The 15,307-nt window shown below is 64.0% G+C and carries 15 protein-coding genes; 10 read left to right on the top strand and 5 right to left on the bottom strand.

Annotated elements, in window-relative coordinates; translation table 11 throughout:
- Nucleotides 1–7 precede the first annotated feature (7 nt).
- The 4 genes from UB31_RS23790 to UB31_RS23775 form a co-directional block, all read right to left on the bottom strand.
- Nucleotides 8–1,741: an ABC transporter permease gene (locus tag UB31_RS23790; protein WP_045012641.1), complete on the bottom strand. Its 1,734-nt coding sequence runs from the start codon at nt 1,739–1,741 to the stop codon at nt 8–10.
- 29 nt (nt 1,742–1,770) lie between these two features.
- On the bottom strand, nt 1,771–3,795 hold the full coding sequence (locus tag UB31_RS23785) for a carbohydrate porin (protein ID WP_050044824.1): 2,025 nt from the start codon (nt 3,793–3,795) through the stop codon (nt 1,771–1,773).
- A 350-nt stretch (nt 3,796–4,145) separates the two neighbouring features.
- Complete coding sequence (locus UB31_RS23780) at nt 4,146–4,403, bottom strand: hypothetical protein (protein WP_045012640.1); 258 nt, start codon at nt 4,401–4,403, stop codon at nt 4,146–4,148.
- A 139-nt stretch (nt 4,404–4,542) separates the two neighbouring features.
- Nucleotides 4,543–5,349, bottom strand: coding sequence for a creatininase family protein (locus UB31_RS23775; RefSeq protein WP_045012639.1), 807 nt, complete (start codon nt 5,347–5,349; stop codon nt 4,543–4,545).
- A gap of 139 nt (nt 5,350–5,488) precedes the next feature.
- On the opposite strand from UB31_RS23775, the gene UB31_RS23770 reads away from it, so the two are divergent.
- From UB31_RS23770 to UB31_RS23740, 7 genes are all read left to right on the top strand, one after another.
- Nucleotides 5,489–6,511: an ABC transporter substrate-binding protein gene (locus tag UB31_RS23770; RefSeq protein WP_045012638.1), complete on the top strand. Its 1,023-nt coding sequence runs from the start codon at nt 5,489–5,491 to the stop codon at nt 6,509–6,511.
- Nucleotides 6,512–6,521: 10 nt separating this feature from the next.
- A complete protein-coding gene (locus UB31_RS23765; protein WP_045012637.1) occupies nt 6,522–7,337 on the top strand; it encodes an ABC transporter ATP-binding protein in 816 nt (271 codons plus the stop codon).
- Nucleotides 7,334–8,152, top strand: coding sequence for an ABC transporter permease (locus UB31_RS23760; RefSeq protein WP_045012636.1), 819 nt, complete (start codon nt 7,334–7,336; stop codon nt 8,150–8,152). The genes UB31_RS23765 and UB31_RS23760 overlap by 4 nt, the downstream gene beginning before the upstream one ends.
- The gene (locus UB31_RS23755) at nt 8,152–9,141 is read left to right on the top strand and encodes a 2-hydroxyacid dehydrogenase (RefSeq protein ID WP_045001771.1); all 990 of its coding nucleotides are present in this window, start codon (nt 8,152–8,154) and stop codon (nt 9,139–9,141) included. Before UB31_RS23760 ends, UB31_RS23755 begins: the two co-directional genes overlap by 1 nt.
- On the top strand, nt 9,141–9,833 hold the full coding sequence (locus tag UB31_RS23750; RefSeq protein WP_045012635.1) for an AprI/Inh family metalloprotease inhibitor: 693 nt from the start codon (nt 9,141–9,143) through the stop codon (nt 9,831–9,833). Before UB31_RS23755 ends, UB31_RS23750 begins: the two co-directional genes overlap by 1 nt.
- Nucleotides 9,834–9,958: 125 nt before the next feature.
- Nucleotides 9,959–10,366: a YciI family protein gene (locus tag UB31_RS23745; protein ID WP_045012634.1), complete on the top strand. Its 408-nt coding sequence runs from the start codon at nt 9,959–9,961 to the stop codon at nt 10,364–10,366.
- 31 nt (nt 10,367–10,397) lie between these two features.
- Nucleotides 10,398–11,666, top strand: coding sequence for an RNA polymerase sigma factor (locus tag UB31_RS23740; protein ID WP_045012633.1), 1,269 nt, complete (start codon nt 10,398–10,400; stop codon nt 11,664–11,666).
- Here UB31_RS23740 and UB31_RS40620 read toward each other — a convergent pair.
- Nucleotides 11,663–13,264 carry a peptidoglycan-binding protein gene (locus UB31_RS40620; RefSeq protein ID WP_045012632.1) on the bottom strand — a complete coding sequence of 534 codons (1,602 nt, stop codon included), beginning with the start codon at nt 13,262–13,264 and terminating at the stop codon, nt 11,663–11,665. The genes UB31_RS23740 and UB31_RS40620 overlap by 4 nt on opposite strands.
- A 295-nt stretch (nt 13,265–13,559) precedes the next feature.
- Here UB31_RS40620 and UB31_RS23730 point away from each other — a divergent pair, with 295 nt between their 5' ends.
- The 3 genes from UB31_RS23730 to UB31_RS23720 all read left to right on the top strand — a co-directional run bounded on the left by UB31_RS23730 (nt 13,560) and on the right by UB31_RS23720 (nt 15,283).
- Complete coding sequence (locus UB31_RS23730) at nt 13,560–13,880, top strand: hypothetical protein (protein ID WP_045012631.1); 321 nt, start codon at nt 13,560–13,562, stop codon at nt 13,878–13,880.
- 122 nt (nt 13,881–14,002) lie between these two features.
- Nucleotides 14,003–14,308, top strand: a complete 306-nt coding sequence (locus UB31_RS23725; protein WP_045001757.1) for a YMGG-like glycine zipper-containing protein — start codon at nt 14,003–14,005, stop codon at nt 14,306–14,308.
- Between the two features lie 393 nt (nt 14,309–14,701).
- The gene (locus UB31_RS23720) at nt 14,702–15,283 is read left to right on the top strand and encodes a TetR/AcrR family transcriptional regulator (RefSeq protein ID WP_045012630.1); all 582 of its coding nucleotides are present in this window, start codon (nt 14,702–14,704) and stop codon (nt 15,281–15,283) included.
- The last annotated feature ends 24 nt before the right edge of the window (nt 15,284–15,307 follow it).

The following is a 15,307-nucleotide window of genomic DNA, read 5'->3' as shown; positions in this document are numbered from 1 at the left end:
CTCCTCATCAACCGAGACGCAGGCGGCGTTCACCAAAGGCATAGAGCGGTCGCCAAACCAGACGATTGAACAACGTTACCAGGATGCACATCGTGGCGATGCCGAGCACGACGCGCGGGAAATCACCGGCTTCCGTCGCACTGGCGATATAGGCGCCAAGCCCGGTGGCACTGAGATGCGTGTCGCCCCAGCTCGCCACTTCGGCGACGATTGAGGCGTTCCACGAACCACCGGACGCGGTGATCGCGCCGGTGATGTAATAGGGAAAGATGCCGGGCAGGATCACCTTGGTCCACCAGCGCCATCCCCCGAGGTGGAAGCTGCCCGCCGCCTCCCTCAGGTCGGTCGGAAAGGCGCTGGCGCCCGCGATGACGTTGAACAGGATGTACCATTGCGTGCCGAGGATCATCAGCGGGCTGAGCCAGATATTGGCGTTCAGCTTGAAGCGGACGATCGCGACCACGAATACGGGAAAGGCGAGGTTGGCCGGGAAGGCCGCCAGAAACTGTGCCAGCGGCTGAATCCGCTCGGCGAGTTTCGGGCGCAGCCCGATCCAGACGCCGATCGGCACCCAGATCAGCGTGGCGAGGCTGATCAGGATGATGACGCGCAACAGCGTGATCAGCCCGTCGCGGATCGCAATGAGGACGTCGGGCAGTCCGAGACTGGCCGATAGATAGCGATAGGTCAGCCAGGCGGCATAGGCCGTACCTGCGAGGACGAGAGCAAGCCAAACCCCGTCGATCAGTCGTGACGGCTGGTTTTTGCTGTTCGCTGATGGCCGTAATTTTGGCAGCGAGATGCGCAAATTCGAGACCGCGCGATTGATGGCGGAAAAGGGCAGCGTCACGGCACGCAGGGCCCGGGTCCGGCGAAACAAGTCGAGCATCCACGAGGTCGGTGGGTCACCGGAAGCCGTCTGCTCGAAGCGGAATTTGTCGGCCCAGGCGATGATGGGGCGGAACAGCAACTGATCATAGGCGATGATGACGATCAGCATCGCCAGGATGGCGTAGATGATCGCCGGCAAATCCTGCTGCTGGATCGCCAGCGCGACATAGGAGCCGACGCCCGGCAAGGTCACCGTGGTGTTGCCGACGGTGATCGCCTCCGAGGCGACCACGAAGAACCATCCGCCCGACATCGACATCATCGCGTTCCAGATCAGTCCCGGCATCGCGAAGGGCACGTCGAGCCGCCAGAAGCGCTGCCAGCCGGACAAATGAAAGCTCTGCGTAGCCTCTTCCAGATCCTTCGGCACGTTGCGCATGGACTGGTACATGCTGAACGTCATGTTCCAGGCCTGGCTTGTGAAAATGGCGAACACCGAGGCAAGCTCGGCGCCGAGCACCTGGCTCGGAAACAAATTCATGAAAAAGACGACGGTGAAGGTGAGAAAGCCCAGGATCGGCACGGACTGGAGAATGTCCAGCACCGGGATCATGACCATCTCCGCGCGCCGGCTCTTGGCGGCGACCGCCGCGTAGATGAACGTGAAGATGATCGAGCAAACGATCGCAAGCAGCATCCGCAAGACGGTGCGCAGCGCGTAGAGCGGCAGGTTTGCCGGATCGAGCGAGACCGGCGTGCGTTCAAGCTCGGACAGGGGCGCGACGGTTTGCTCGCCGCCATAGACGATCAGCACCATGGCGCCGATCACCAGGACCAGTGCCACGACATCCCAGACATTGGGGCTTAGCGCCCGGCCGATCGCGGCCGTGCGGCTATCTCTTGGCTTCATGGGGCCCACTCTTGGGCTAGAATCTCGGGCTAGAACTCGGCGTGCAGGCGGCCCGAGAAGATCGAGACCGGCCCACGGTCGGCGTTATAGGCCGGGTTTGTGATCAATTGATAGTCGGCAGTGAGCGTGACGCCTTTGATCACCGCATAGGCGTAGTAGGCCTCGAGGATGCGTTCGGTGCGGTAGTTGAGCTGGCCGTCGCCGATCAGCAGACCAGTGCCGCCGGCGGCGAGGAAGTCGCGATGTGCGGCCGACAGGCCGTTGATCGCGCCGCCGATGCCGATGGTGTCGTCCGGACGCCCCCAGCGGCTGCCCTTGATCGACAGGCCGCCCGAAACGCTGCGGTCGATGTCGGTGAAGTTGAGAATCTGGTTCTGGCCGTCGTTCCAGCTCGCCCGCGCAAACAATCCGACGTCGTTGACGATCTGCTGCTCGAGATTGACGTAGAAGCCGTATTTGAGCCGGTCGCGCTGGGTCGCGGTGACGATGTCGTTGATGTCGAGCGCCGGATTGGCGGCGGCGAGGTCCACCACTTGCTGATAGTTCGCCGTGTTGCCGCTGTTGGCAAAGACGCCGACGCGCAGTTTCCCGGGCTGTTCGAAGATCGCATGCCGCTCCTCGAACTCGACCACCGTGCCGCCGGTCTTGAAGGTGAGCACGTCGCTGTTCGGCGCGGCCGGCACCTGGAAGAAGCCGGCGCGGATCGCCCAATCCTTGCGGTTGAGCTCGACCACGGCGCCGCGGGTATAGCCGGGCAGGTCGGCGGGGAAGTCGTACGCGGCGGACGCCCACATCGCCCAGTTCATGAAGTCGGCGCGCGGGTCCTTCGCGTAGGCATTGCCGTCGAAGAAGTCGCCGACGGCGAAGCGGCCGACGATCAGCGTGACGCGGTCGATGTCGCGTTTTCCCGCAAGCTGGTTCGGGGCGTCGGCGACCTCTTCCTGCTCGCCGCCGAGGCCGAACGTCTGCTTGAAGTAATAGCGCTGTGCCCGGATCTTCGGGAATGGCGCGCCGGCCTTCTGCGCTTCGCCGTTGGAGAAGCCGGCAAGTCCGAGCGTGCCGTTGATGCCAAATCCCTGCGCCAGCTCTGGATTGAAATAGAACTCGCCGCCGTCCCAGAGTTTTGCACCCAGGAATGCCGTCGTCGTCCATGTCGCCTGAAACTGGCCGCTACCGGGCAGGCTCTGCGGGCTCGCATAGGGCGAATGGATCGGCCCGTAGCCTTGCGGCAGCACCGTCGTCTGGGCGTGCACATTCCAGTCGCCGGACTCGGGGAGTTTTGTCTTGCCGTTGACCGGCGCCATCCATGGCGTGTCGCCGAACTGGTAGTTCAGGCCGAGCTTGAACAGATGGATGCGCGGATCGACGTTGACGCTGCCGAGGCCAAAGCTGCTGAGATCGTAAGTCTTGCGCGACAGGTCGACATATTCGTATTCGGCCTTTGCGGTCCAGTTGCCGCTGACCGCGTATTCCAGCCCGAAACCGGCGGTCCAGCCGGTCTGGTAATGGCCGACCGGAAATAATCCGGTGACGCCGTCGCCGTCGTTGACGTTGATGTGGGTATGGCCCCAGGCGAAGCCGCCGGTGACATAGGGCATGAAGCGGTCGAAGGCATAACCGACGCGGCCACGCACGGTGCTGACATAGTCGATTGTGGTGTGGAAGGGCGCCGGTGAATGTGAGAGGGCCGGGCCGTCAGACGGACTCGTGAACGTCGAATCTGCCTCGATGCCGAGCACGACGCGGTTTGCGAGCTGGCGATTGTAGCCGAGCTGATAGCCGCCGGTGAGCCCGGTCGCGCTGTGCGGCAGGACGACGCCCTGCTCGGGCATGGGATTGGTGCCGGGCCCAAAGCCCGCATCGCCATAGCCGAAATGGCCGCCGACATAGAAACCTGTCCAGTCGTAGACGGTTCTCGCAGCGCGCGCCTTCAGCGGCAGGTCGGCGGCCGAGCTTGCACCCGGCAGGACCAGCACGCCGGCCGCGATCGCCGCCGCCGTCCGCAACAATTGATGTCGGTGACCTCTCAACGTCAAAACGCACGCCCCAGACATAAATGTGTCCCAACCGCCCCGACATCCCTGCCGATTCGCGACGATCCTGTCATCAGGTTCCGGTTGATCGGCCAATTCGACGAGATGATCTCGACGCGACGCGATTTCGTCCCAAGCCCCTGCGCTTGTTGCGAACCTTATTGCGAATAATTCTTAATAGCAACTAGTGCAGAATGTCGCAGACGATGGTTGGCAGCCTTGTGTGACGGGCCTGCAACAAATTCCCGGTCTCCAAAACGGGTGACCCCGCCCGGGGGGACAGCCGGGCGGGGTCGGGGGCACGACACGGGGTGGATGAGGCGCCCGTGTCGGACGCGGGATCCACGTGAGATCGGCCTCAGATCCTCAAATCAGTAGCAAGTACGAACGTTGCCGACGTACTGGCCGAAGGCGTTGTACTGGGCGACCCAGCCGCAGCGGTGATAGCCGTAGGAGTAGGGCTGGCTGCTCGCGGCGACCGCGGTACCGACGATGGCGGCAGTGGCGATGCCGGCGCCGATCCCCCAGCCGAGCGGCTTGGCTTCGGCCTGCGACGTGGTGGCCGCGACGCTGCCGCTGACGGCGAGGGCAGCGAGCGCGACTGCGGCAATCTTGGTCTTGATCGACATGTGAAACTCTATCCGGGTTGAGACGGTCCGTTGTGGTCCGCGGGCCCAGTTGGACGGAGGCTCTTCGAGTCCGGTTCGATGGCGGCAAAGGCGTCGGTGGTGCCTGGCTCTTTCCTGAATGATTCCAGTAAGATGAGGTCTAGCCGAGAGGGCCCTTGGCGAGCCTGTTCACGTCGAAGTTATCGACCTCTGCCAACAGCTCGCAGAAGGCGCGCGCGCCCTGATCGATGAGCTGCTCGCCCTTCTCAGCGACAGCCAATGTCGCGTTGCCGACCGCGCCGCTGGCGTTGAGATCCTGCGCCTGCCAGGCGAACGGCGCGGGCCGCTGCGTCGACAGCCAGCGAAATTCCTTGTCCATCGCGATGCTGCTCGCGGGAAAATCGGCGATCGCATTAACGCGCACCTGACCGGGATAGCGCGCCAGCATGATCGAGGTCTCGACCGCGCCGCCATGAATGCCGTGCCGCACTTCGTCGGCCGGGAACAATTGGTCCGCGCCTGACAGCCGCGACCACGATGTCGTCACCACGAACAGTTTTTGATGCGCGCGCAAATCCTGCGCGACCAGCATCATTGCCGCGCTGTTGCCGCCATGGCTGGTGATGATGACGAGCTTTTTCACCCCGCGCCGCGCGATGTCCTCGCCGATCGCGGTCCATCGCTTCAGCGCCATCTCGGTCGGCAGCGTCTGCGTGCCCGGATAGTCGATATGCTCGGTGGAAATCCCGATCGGTTCAACGGGCAGGAAACTGGCCGGAACGTTTTCGGGCAAAAGCTCGCGCACGCGCGCGAGATAGGCGTCCGCGATCAGCACATCGGTCTCGAGCGGCAGATGCGGGCCGTGCTGCTCGGTCGCCGCCAGCGGCAGCACCGCGATCCAGCGCGACACGTCCGCATGACCAGCGTCGGCCCAGTGGATCTCGGTCCAGTCGCGGGAAGGCGTCATCAAGGTTTCTTTGCCCGAATTTGTCGCGTAATTTGGGGTTATCAGGGGACGCGGGCCCGGCCGGCTCGCGTCCCCGAATGTCTTGCGGTTTTATCGCGTTGGTTTGGTATCGGCTAGAAGCGATCGACGGAGTCCAATCATGCGCCTCATTCATCTCTGGCGAGCGTTAACGGTTGCCCTTTGTCCCGTATTCGTGGCGGGCCAGCCGGCGCGGGCCGAGAACCTGGACAAGGTCACTTTCGGCACCAATTGGGTCGCCGAAGCCGAGCATGGCGGCTTCTTCCAGGCGGTCGCAGACGGCACCTACCAGAAGTACGGCCTCGACGTCACCATCGTTCCGGGCGGACCGAACGAGAACAACCGGATGCTGCTGATCGCCGGCAAGCTCGATTTCTTCATGGCCGCGAACACGCTGATGTCGTTCGACGCCGTCGCCAACAACGTCCCCGTGGTGACGATCGCCGCGATCTTCCAGAAAGATCCGCAGGTGATGCTGACGCAGCCGGATGCGAAGGTCAGCAAGATCGAGGACTTGAAGCCGCTGACGCTGTTCGTCTCCAAGGAAGGCATGACCAGCTATTTCCAATGGCTGAAATCCGAATACGGTTTCAGCGAGAAGAACGTCCGTCCTTACAATTTCAATCCGCAGCCCTTCATCGCCAACCCCAAGAGCGCGATGCAGGGCTACGTCACCTCCGAGCCCTTCGCGGTCGAGAAGGCCGCCGGCTTCAAGCCGAACGTCATCCTGCTCGCCGATTCCGGCTTCAACACTTATTCGACTCTGATCGAGACCCGCCGCGACCTGGTCGACAAGAAGACCGACCTCGTGCAGCGCTTCGTCGATGCCTCCATCGTCGGCTGGAACAACTACATCTATGGCGACAATTCCGCGGGCAATGCCATGATCAAGAAGCTCAATCCGGAGATGACCGACGAGCTGCTCGCCTACTCCGTCGCCAAGATGAAGGAATACGGCATCGTGGATTCCGGCGAGTCCTTGAGGAACGGCATCGGCGCGATGAGCGATGATCGCTATACCTCCTTCTTCAACAAGATGGTGAAGGCCGGCGTCGTGAAGCCCGATCTCGACTTCCGCAAGTCCTACACGCTGCGTTTCGTCAACAAGGGCGTCGGCGTCGAGCTGCGCCCCGCCAAGCCGTAACGCAAGGTCCATGTCATCAGTCAAAACTTCGGCGGGGGGCGAGCCCGGCCTGACGGCTTTGGCCGTCAGCCTGCGCGGCGTGACGAAGACCTACGACAACGGCGTCATGGCGCTCGGTCCGCTTGATCTCGCCGTGCGCAAGGGAGAGTTCATTTCGCTGCTCGGCCCGTCCGGCTGCGGCAAGTCGACGGCGTTGCGCCTGATTGCGGGGCTTGGCGCGCCGTCGTCTGGCACCGTGCGGGTGGCGCACCACGACGGCCCTGCACAGCCGGGCCAGGGCATCGGCTTCGTGTTCCAGGAGCCGACACTGATGCCCTGGACCAGCGTGCGCGAGAACGTGCGGTTGCCGCTGAAGCTTGGCGGCATCCCGAAGGCCGAGGGGCGCGCGCGTGCCGATGCGGCGCTGGCGAGTGTCGGCCTCGCCGATTTCGCCGACGCCTTTCCGCGCGAGCTGTCCGGCGGCATGAAGATGCGGGTCTCGTTGGCGCGCGCGCTCGTCACCGATCCCGATATCCTCCTGATGGATGAGCCGTTCGCGGCGCTCGATGAGATCACGCGCTTCCGCCTCAACAACGATCTGCTCGCGCTGTGGCGCAGCCTTCGCAAGACCGTCGTCTTCGTCACCCATTCGGTGTTCGAATCCGTCTATTTGTCGCAGCGTGTGGTGGTCATGACGGCGCGGCCAGGCCGCATCCAGGCCGACATCCGCATCGAGACCGTCGAGCCGCGCGGTGAGGAGTTTCGCACTTCGGCGGCCTATTCCGATTATTGCCGGAAAGTGTCGGCGGCACTAGCACCGTCCTATTCGGGGCAGTCAGTGCTATGAACGCGCAGCCCTCGCTCACCGCCAAACCGTCCGGTGCGCAACGCGCGGTGCGCTTCGTGCTGCCGGTCGTCGTATTCGCGGCTGGACTTCTGGCTTGGGAACTCGTGGTCCGCATCAAGGAGATCCCGCCTTATGTGCTTCCGGCGCCCTCGATCATCTTCCTGACGCTGATCAAGGACTGGGCGGTGCTGTCACAATCGCTCGCGACCACGCTTCTGACGACACTGGAAGGTTTTGTGGCCGCGAGCCTCGGCGGCATCGCGCTGGCGCTGTTGTTCAACCAGTCGAAATGGGTGGAATATTCGCTGTTTCCTTACGCCGTCGTGCTCCAGGTCACGCCGGTGATCGCGATTGCACCGCTGCTTCTGATCTATCTGGAGCAGCAGACCGCGGTCGTCGTCTGCGCCTTCATCGTCGCTTTTTTCCCGGTGCTGTCCAACACCACGCTCGGACTGAATTCGGTCGACCGCAATCTCGCAGGCCTGTTCCAGCTTTATGGCGCCTCGCCACAGCAGACCCTGCGCTTTCTGAAGCTGCCGGCGGCGCTGCCCTATATCCTTGGCGGCCTGCGGATCGCCGGCGGACTGTCGCTGATCGGCGCTGTCGTGGCCGAGATTGCGGCAGGAACGGCCGGCGCAGGCTCCGGGCTGGCCTACAGAATCGCAGAATCCGGCTATCGGTTGAACATACCCCGCATGTTCGCAGCGCTGCTTTTGTTGTCGCTGGCCGGGATTGTCATCTATGGGGGGCTGGCGCTAGTTTCGCATCTCGTTTTACGGCGCTGGCACGAGAGCGCGCTTGGAAAGGAAAACTGATGACTGCCGGTTCGATTTCGTCCGACAAGATCGACCTCCTGATCTATGGGCCGGTGCGGCCGATCCTCGAGAACGGTTTTTCCGATCATTTCGTCGTGCACAAGGCCGAGACGCGAGGCGACCTCGAGCGGTTGACGCCGGCGGTCCGCGAAAAAATCCGCGGCGTGGCGGTGACCTATCACACGGTGCGCGCCGACAAGGATTCGCTGTCACAATTGCCGAAGATCGAGATCGTTGCGAGCTTCGGCGTCGGCTACGACCACATCGATGCCAAATATGCCGCTGAGCATAACATCGTCGTCACCAACACGCCTGACGTGCTGACCGAGGAAGTCGCAGACGTCGCGATGGGCCTGCTGCTTGCCACCTTGCGTGAATTCATCAAGGCCGACCGTTACGTGCGCTCCGGCCTTTGGCAGACGCAGAACTATCCGCTCAGCGTCGGCTCGCTACGCGACCGCAAGGTCGGCATCGTCGGCATGGGCCGGATCGGCCAGGCGATCGCGCGCCGGCTCGATGCCTCGCTGGTGCCCGTGGTCTATCACACCCGCAATCCGTCCAAGGACGTCTCCTACAAGCACTATCCCGACCTGATCGAGATGGCGAAGGCGGTGGATACGCTGATGGTGATCGTACCCGGCGGTGCCAGCACCAACAAGATGATCAATGCCGAGGTGCTGAAGGCGCTTGGGCCCCGCGGCGTGCTGGTCAACGTCGCGCGCGGCTCCGTGGTCGACGAGCCGGCGCTGGTCCAGGCGCTGAAGTCCGGTACCATCCTCGCCGCCGGCCTCGACGTGTTCGCGGCCGAGCCGAACGTGCCGGACGAACTCAAGACCATGCAGAACGTCATCCTGCTGCCGCATATCGGCTCGGCCTCGGTGGTGACGCGCAACGCCATGGACCAACTCGTGGTCGACAATCTCAAGACCTGGTTCGGCGGCAAGGCGCCGCTGACGCCGGTTGCGGAAACGCCGGTCAAGGGGCGCTGATGATCGTTCTTCGGGTCCTCGCGTTAGCCATCGCGGCATGTATTGCCGCGATGGGCGCTGCGCAGGCGCAGGACACGACGACCCTGAAGAAGGAGATGCCCGGACAATGGGAGCTCTCGACCACCGAACGCAGCAAGACCTGCGTCGTCACGATGAAGGCCGACGCCGCGGCGCAGGGTTTCAAGCTCGAGCTGGAGCCGGCCTGCAAGACCGCGCTGCCCTTCACCAAGGATATCGTCGCATGGAGCATCAAGGGCCTCGACATCGTCCGCTTGCAGGACGCCACCGGTGAATCCGTGATCGACTTCACCGAGGTCGAGGCCGGCATCTTCGAAGGCCTGCGGCAGGGCGAAGGCGTCTACATCCTGCAAGACCTCGCCGCCGCGCGCTCGATGGCCAAGTCGATGGACCAGATGATCGGCGACTGGGCGATGGTACGCGGCAACGGCCAGCCGGTTTGCGGCCTGACGCTGACCAACACGGAAGCCGGGCCGGACAATTTCCAGGTCTTCCTCAAGCCGAAATGCGATGCGGCCATCGCGCAGTTCAACCCGACGCAATGGCGGCTCGAACGCGGCCAGATCATCCTGATGTCGCAATCCGGCGAGGTCTGGCAGTTCGAGGCCGATGACAACGCGCAATGGCGACGGGTTCCCGATACGGCCGATCCCCTGATCATGCTGCGCCAGTAGGCGCCGTTCCGGTCCTGCAATTTTTCCGTTGCCCGTGTCGATCCGGCGTCCGCTGGATCGTCATCCCAATAGCGAGCTGATTTCGCGGCCAAACTGGCCGCGCCTCGCCTCAACAGGAGTTTTGCATGCGCTTCATGTACATCGTGACTTCCCCGAAGCCGGCTACGGGCCCGACACCGGCGTTGATGGAGGCGATGCAGCGGATTTCCGAGCGGGAGATCAAGGCCGGCCGGATGCTCGATAATGGCGGTCTGATGCCGCTTGCCACCGGTGCGCGGGTGCATGTCGCCGATGGCAAGCTCAGCATCACCGACGGCCCCTTCGTGGAGGCCAAGGAGGCGATCGGCGGCTATGCCATTTTCGAATTGCGTGACAAGGACGAGGCCCTGGCGATGGCCAAGGAATTCATGCAGTTGCACCTCGACCACATGCCGGGCTGGGAAGGCACCTGCGAATTGCGGGCGTTCGCGACGCCGGGCGTGGACATGGCCTGTGAGGTCAACGCGCGTGCAGGGGTAACCGCCCACGCCTGATGGACAGCACAGCTCGTCCCCGTCGGCGGCGATGACGGCCGCCGACATCGATCGCGTCATCCGCGCCACCTGGCGCGTCGTGCAGCCGCGGCTGATCGCCACGCTGTCGCGGATGCTGCGCGATGTGCCGCTTGCAGAAGAGCTGACCCAGGACGCGCTGGTTGCGGCGCTGGAAGCCTGGCCGATCATCGGCGTGCCCGAAAATCCCGGCGCCTGGCTCATGACGACCGCGAAGCGCCGTGCGCTTGATCATCTGCGCCGCGGCAAGATGCTCGCGGACAAGCACGACATGCTGGCTCGGGACATGATGCAGGAGCAGGCGACCGTGCCGGATTTCGATGCCGCGCTCGACAATGACATCGGCGACGAATTGTTGCGGCTGATCTTCACGGCCTGTCATCCGATCCTGTCGCGCGAGGCCCGCTCGGCGCTGGCACTGCGCATGATCTGCGGCTTGACCACGCCTGAGATTGCGCGCGCCTACCTCGTGCCGGAAGCAACCATCTCGCAGCGCATCGTCCGCGCTAAGCGGGCGCTCTCGGAATCCGGTCTCGCCTATGAGACGCCGAGCGGCGAAGCGTTGTCAGAGCGTCTCGCCTCGGTGCTGGAGGTTGTCTATCTCATCTTCAACGAGGGCTATTCGGCCGCGCGGGGAGAGGAATGGCTGCGGCCGCAGCTCTGTGACGAGGCGCTGCGCATGGGCCGCGTGCTCGCCGGTCTGGCGCCGGACGAGCCGGAGGTTCACGGCCTCATCGCTCTGATGGACCTGAACGCTTCGCGGGTCCGTGCGCGCACCGATGCGAGCGGTGATCCCATTCTGATGATGGACCAGGATCGCACCCTCTGGGATCAATTGCAGATCCGTCGCGGCCTGCGCTCGCTCGAACGTGCCGGCGAGCTCGGTGGCAGCGGAGGTTTTTACGCGCTTCAGGCCGCCATCGCGGCCTGTCACGCCACGGCGGAGCCTGCTGCAAACACCGACTGGCGGCGCATCGCGGAGCTTTACGCCGGGTTGACGCGGCTGGTGCGCTCGCCGGTGATCGAGCTCAATCGCGCGGTCGCGGTCGGCATGGCCGAGGGACCGCAAGCCGGACTTGACGTCGTGGACGCAATCGCCGGCGAGCCGGCGCTGACGGCCTATCATCATCTGCCGGCGGTCCGAGGCGACTTCCTGCAAAAGCTTGGGCGGCTCGCGGAAGCGCGGCGGGCGTTCGAAGCCGCCGCGCATCTCGCAACCAACGGACGTGAGCGCGCGCTGATGCAGCGTCGTGCCGCGGCCCTACGCGGCGAGCGTCTCTAAGTCGTCGGCTTGGGCGGCGGCGCGGTGCCTTGCGCCCATTTCTCCATCTTGCCGAGCACGCCCCAGGCCGTGAGCGCCAGCGAGATCGGGAGAGCGAATTGGCTCAGGCCTGGCACCGAGGTCGCGATCGTCCCGAGCAGCCCGGCAAGACCGCCGGCGGTCGGGCTCGCCGTCACGGATGAGAGCAGCGCGGTGATGAGCGAGCCACCGATACCGAGTGCTGTCTTCTTGCCGTCCAAGAGTTTGCCGATGGTTTCGCCGAGCGCGCCGTTCACCTGGCCGAGGACGGGCTTGTTGCCGAGCAGGGCGCCGAGCAGGTCGACGACCTGTTTGAGCTGATTGGCAGGAGCAGGATTTGTTGCCGTGGTCGTTCCGGACGCGGGCACTGTCTTGGTGATGAGAGAGAGGAGCTGTCCAAGCACGCTGACTGTATTGTTGGCTGCCGGCGTTGTGCTCACGGGGGTTGTTGCTCCCGGTTGCAAGGCCTGTGTGAGGCTCTGCAGTTGGTTCAGGATCTGGGATAGCTGGGTCGACTGAACTCCGGTCGTCCCTGCCGGTGGGGTCGCTATCGGCGTCGTGCCTCCCGACTGTACAAGCTGTGCGAGATTTTCCAGCCGGCTCAGGATTTGAGACAGATCGATAGACTGTCCTCCCGCCGTCGCGCCTGCCGATGTCGTGCCGGCCGGTGCTGTGCCCGCCGGTGTTGTCCCTCCTGGCTGCACGACCTGTGTGAGGTCATCCAGTCGCTTCAGGATCTTGGACAGATCGACAGTTGGTGTCTGGACCGGTTGCGTCGTCGCGCGCGTGATGGCGGCAATTGTGGTTCCGTCGAGAAGGCCGGTGTCCTGAAGGCCGTTCCGTTGCTGAAATTGCGAGACCGCTGCCTTCGTTTTCGGGCCGCTGATGCCGTCTTCGTCGAGCGGCGGATTGGCGCCGAGCTTGTTGAGTGTCTGCTGCATGAGAAGAATCGTCGGTGCCATATCGTCGTCGGGCTCGGCACGGATGGCCATGGCTGGGCTACCCTCAAAGGTGATCGAGGAATCCTGCGCCATCATCGCATGCAGGATCACCGCGGTGCCGAGCTGTGAATCGACATGGTTGGAATCGAAGACGTGGTCCGCGACGAATTTGCCGGCTCTGGCCTCGGGCGGTCCATAGAGGGTCGAGCCGCCATAGAGATAGGGCGAGTTGCAGCCCTTGGCGTGATAGCCGAGACCATTGAAGCATTCGAGCCTGAACAAGGTGCGTGCGATGCCCCAGTCCTGTGTCCCGACGAAGTTCTCGATCCTCAGCGCGTCTACGGCGCCGTCGACGAACGAGGCGAACGGGCCGCGCCCTTTCGGGACGAGGCATGTTACGCGATGGAGCGTTTCGCCGTTGCCGAGATAGGTGTCGAAATCGAAATTGGATTCGCGATAGTGGCACAGTGCGATGAAGTGCCAGGGCACGCCGGTCAGCCGCTCGACCTGCTGATACGTCTCCTTGCCCTTGATCGCCTTGCGCGCGACGGCGTTTGCATCGGCGAGGCGTCCGGGCCGAACCTCGAGATTGGCCCAATTCCTCTCATATTCGCTTTTCAGACTTTCGAATGACACCATATCCCGCTCCCGCGAATTGCTAAATTATCGGTTCATCGTGCAAATCAGGCGCGAGCCGCGTGCCATCATCGGCCGGCATGGGCTCTCGGCGTGGCGCGGCGAATGTGGCAGGCGGCCGCCTTGGCGCGTGTGAACTGGCTTACAGGTGCGGCGCGAAAGATTGCGGTGAAAGGACGCAACGTCGGGTCGATCTCGCGCGTGCGTCGCGGCGCTTCTGTCTTGTCGTGTGGCCGGCTTGTTGCACGATGCGGTTTATGCAACCATGCGGAGAGCGCAACTTCGTCCGAGCCCCTCGATGTTCAGAGCCGTCGTCCTCGTCGTCCTCGCCTTTGCCCTGTCCGGCTGCGATGTCGTGGCCACGCTGAAGGACGGGCTACAGCAAGCCCAGGCGGTCGAGGGCGATCTCGAACAGTCGACCGGCGTCAAGCCACGGGTTGGCTTCAACTGGCACAATGGACGCCTCACATCGGTGACCGTCCTATTCCCGAGCCTCTATCAGAAGAAGCCCTTGGACGACCTCGCCGGTCTGGTGCGCGCGGCGGTGACCAAGGAATTCAAGCAGACGCCGGATGCGATCGTGCTCTCCTTTGCCCTGGACAAAGGGCCCTCGGCCTGAGGCGCGCAAGCCGTCGCGACAGGCCGGCCAGTCTGGCGCAAGAGGCGAGGGCGCGCCGGTTTGCACTGGCATCACACCCCTGCCGGCGCTATGACGGGCGGCCCTGAACAGGAGGATTCGGAATGCTTCGAGGTCTTGGAATTGCAGCGTGCCTGAGCGTGGCCATGGCGATGCCTGTCCATGACGCGGTGGCGCAGGACGCTGTCGGCGGCGCCATCATCGGCGGTGTCGGCGGAGCGATCCTGGGTGGCGCGCTTGGTGGTGGCCGCGGCGCCGCGATTGGCGCCGTCGTCGGCGCCGGCACGGGTGCTGCGATTGCCTCCGAAGGCGAGCGCCGCCGGTCCGGCTATTACGCGTATCAGCGCGGCTGCTATATGCAGCGCCCGGATGGCCGCTACGTCCCGGTCGATCCGCGATACTGCTACTGAACCGACATCGCGCCGGCGCTGTCTCGTGCGCGCCGGCGCTTCCATGTCTGATGGCCCGCCTCTACGCAGCCCTGGCCCGGCTCACAGCTTCCCCGAGTTCGGCATTGGTGTAGGCCTTGCCGGCGATGCACACAGTCCATCCACCGCGTAGACCATTGACGAAAATCCGCTCGCGCGGATGGCGGCGTCCGCGGCCCTGAACACGATGTCGGTGGCCTCAGTGACGAAGCCAGCCTTTCGGCGGCCGCACTGAAGATGCCATCCGTGGCGAGGACGTTGATGGGCATGACTGAGGCTCCCTTGATGAGTTGAGCGGCGAACGCCGACTGCGATCGCAGCTTGCGATAATATTGCGGTCGTTATATAACGATCGTGATCTAAAAGGGTGCCCTCGTGCGATACAAGACCGGACACAAGGAAGAAGCCCGCGCACGCATGGTCGCCGCGGCCGGCCGCGGCTTTCGCCGCCAGGGTTTTGGCGGCATCGGCGTCGACGGTCTTGCCAAGGAGGCCGAAGTCACCTCCGGCGCGTTCTACGGGCACTTCTCGTCCAAGGGCAAAGCCTTTGAGGCCGCACTCGTGGCAGGCCTGCAAGAACTGCGCACCGGCGTCGAAAGCCTGCGGGCCGAGCACGGCGCCAAATGGGTCGCGGTGTTCGTCGATTTCTATCTCGGACAAAAGCGGGTCTGCGAGCTCGGTTCGAGCTGCGCGCTACAGAGCCTGACCTCGGAGGTGCAGCGCGCTGATGACGGAATCAAGTCCGTGTTCGAGACCGAGATCACGGCTGTGGTGAACGCGGTCGCGGATGGTTTGCCGGGCCGCTCAGTCAAGGACAGGCGCGCGCGCGCGTGGGCGCTGCTGTCGATCCTGTCCGGCGGCGTCACCATGGCGCGGGCGGTCGCCGACAAGGAGGTCGGCGCTGCGATTGCGTCGGCGTGCCGCGCGGCTGCGCTCAACGCCTGTGCCGAGAGCTGATCACCTCACATGGAGGAGCCGTCC

Origin of the sequence: Bradyrhizobium sp. LTSP849, from assembly GCF_000938255.1 — a bacterium.
Lineage (GTDB): Bacteria > Pseudomonadota > Alphaproteobacteria > Rhizobiales > Xanthobacteraceae > Bradyrhizobium.
The sequence above is the reverse complement of the archived record's forward strand: the minus strand, read 5'-3'. Positions and strand labels throughout refer to the sequence as shown.

Excerpts from the sequence above, each read along its gene's own strand:
- UB31_RS23790 (WP_045012641.1), bottom strand. The coding sequence starts at position 1,741 with ATGAAGCCAAGAGATAGCCGCACGGCCGCGATCGGCCGGGCGCTAAGC.
- UB31_RS23785 (WP_050044824.1), bottom strand. The coding sequence starts at position 3,795 with ATGTCTGGGGCGTGCGTTTTGACGTTGAGAGGTCACCGACATCAATTG.
- UB31_RS23780 (WP_045012640.1), bottom strand. The coding sequence starts at position 4,403 with ATGTCGATCAAGACCAAGATTGCCGCAGTCGCGCTCGCTGCCCTCGCC.
- UB31_RS23775 (WP_045012639.1), bottom strand. The coding sequence starts at position 5,349 with ATGACGCCTTCCCGCGACTGGACCGAGATCCACTGGGCCGACGCTGGT.
- UB31_RS23770 (WP_045012638.1), top strand. The coding sequence starts at position 5,489 with ATGCGCCTCATTCATCTCTGGCGAGCGTTAACGGTTGCCCTTTGTCCC.
- UB31_RS23765 (WP_045012637.1), top strand. The coding sequence starts at position 6,522 with ATGTCATCAGTCAAAACTTCGGCGGGGGGCGAGCCCGGCCTGACGGCT.
- UB31_RS23760 (WP_045012636.1), top strand. The coding sequence starts at position 7,334 with ATGAACGCGCAGCCCTCGCTCACCGCCAAACCGTCCGGTGCGCAACGC.
- UB31_RS23755 (WP_045001771.1), top strand. The coding sequence starts at position 8,152 with ATGACTGCCGGTTCGATTTCGTCCGACAAGATCGACCTCCTGATCTAT.
- UB31_RS23750 (WP_045012635.1), top strand. The coding sequence starts at position 9,141 with ATGATCGTTCTTCGGGTCCTCGCGTTAGCCATCGCGGCATGTATTGCC.
- UB31_RS23745 (WP_045012634.1), top strand. The coding sequence starts at position 9,959 with ATGCGCTTCATGTACATCGTGACTTCCCCGAAGCCGGCTACGGGCCCG.
- UB31_RS23740 (WP_045012633.1), top strand. The coding sequence starts at position 10,398 with ATGACGGCCGCCGACATCGATCGCGTCATCCGCGCCACCTGGCGCGTC.
- UB31_RS40620 (WP_045012632.1), bottom strand. The coding sequence starts at position 13,264 with ATGGTGTCATTCGAAAGTCTGAAAAGCGAATATGAGAGGAATTGGGCC.
- UB31_RS23730 (WP_045012631.1), top strand. The coding sequence starts at position 13,560 with ATGTTCAGAGCCGTCGTCCTCGTCGTCCTCGCCTTTGCCCTGTCCGGC.
- UB31_RS23725 (WP_045001757.1), top strand. The coding sequence starts at position 14,003 with ATGCTTCGAGGTCTTGGAATTGCAGCGTGCCTGAGCGTGGCCATGGCG.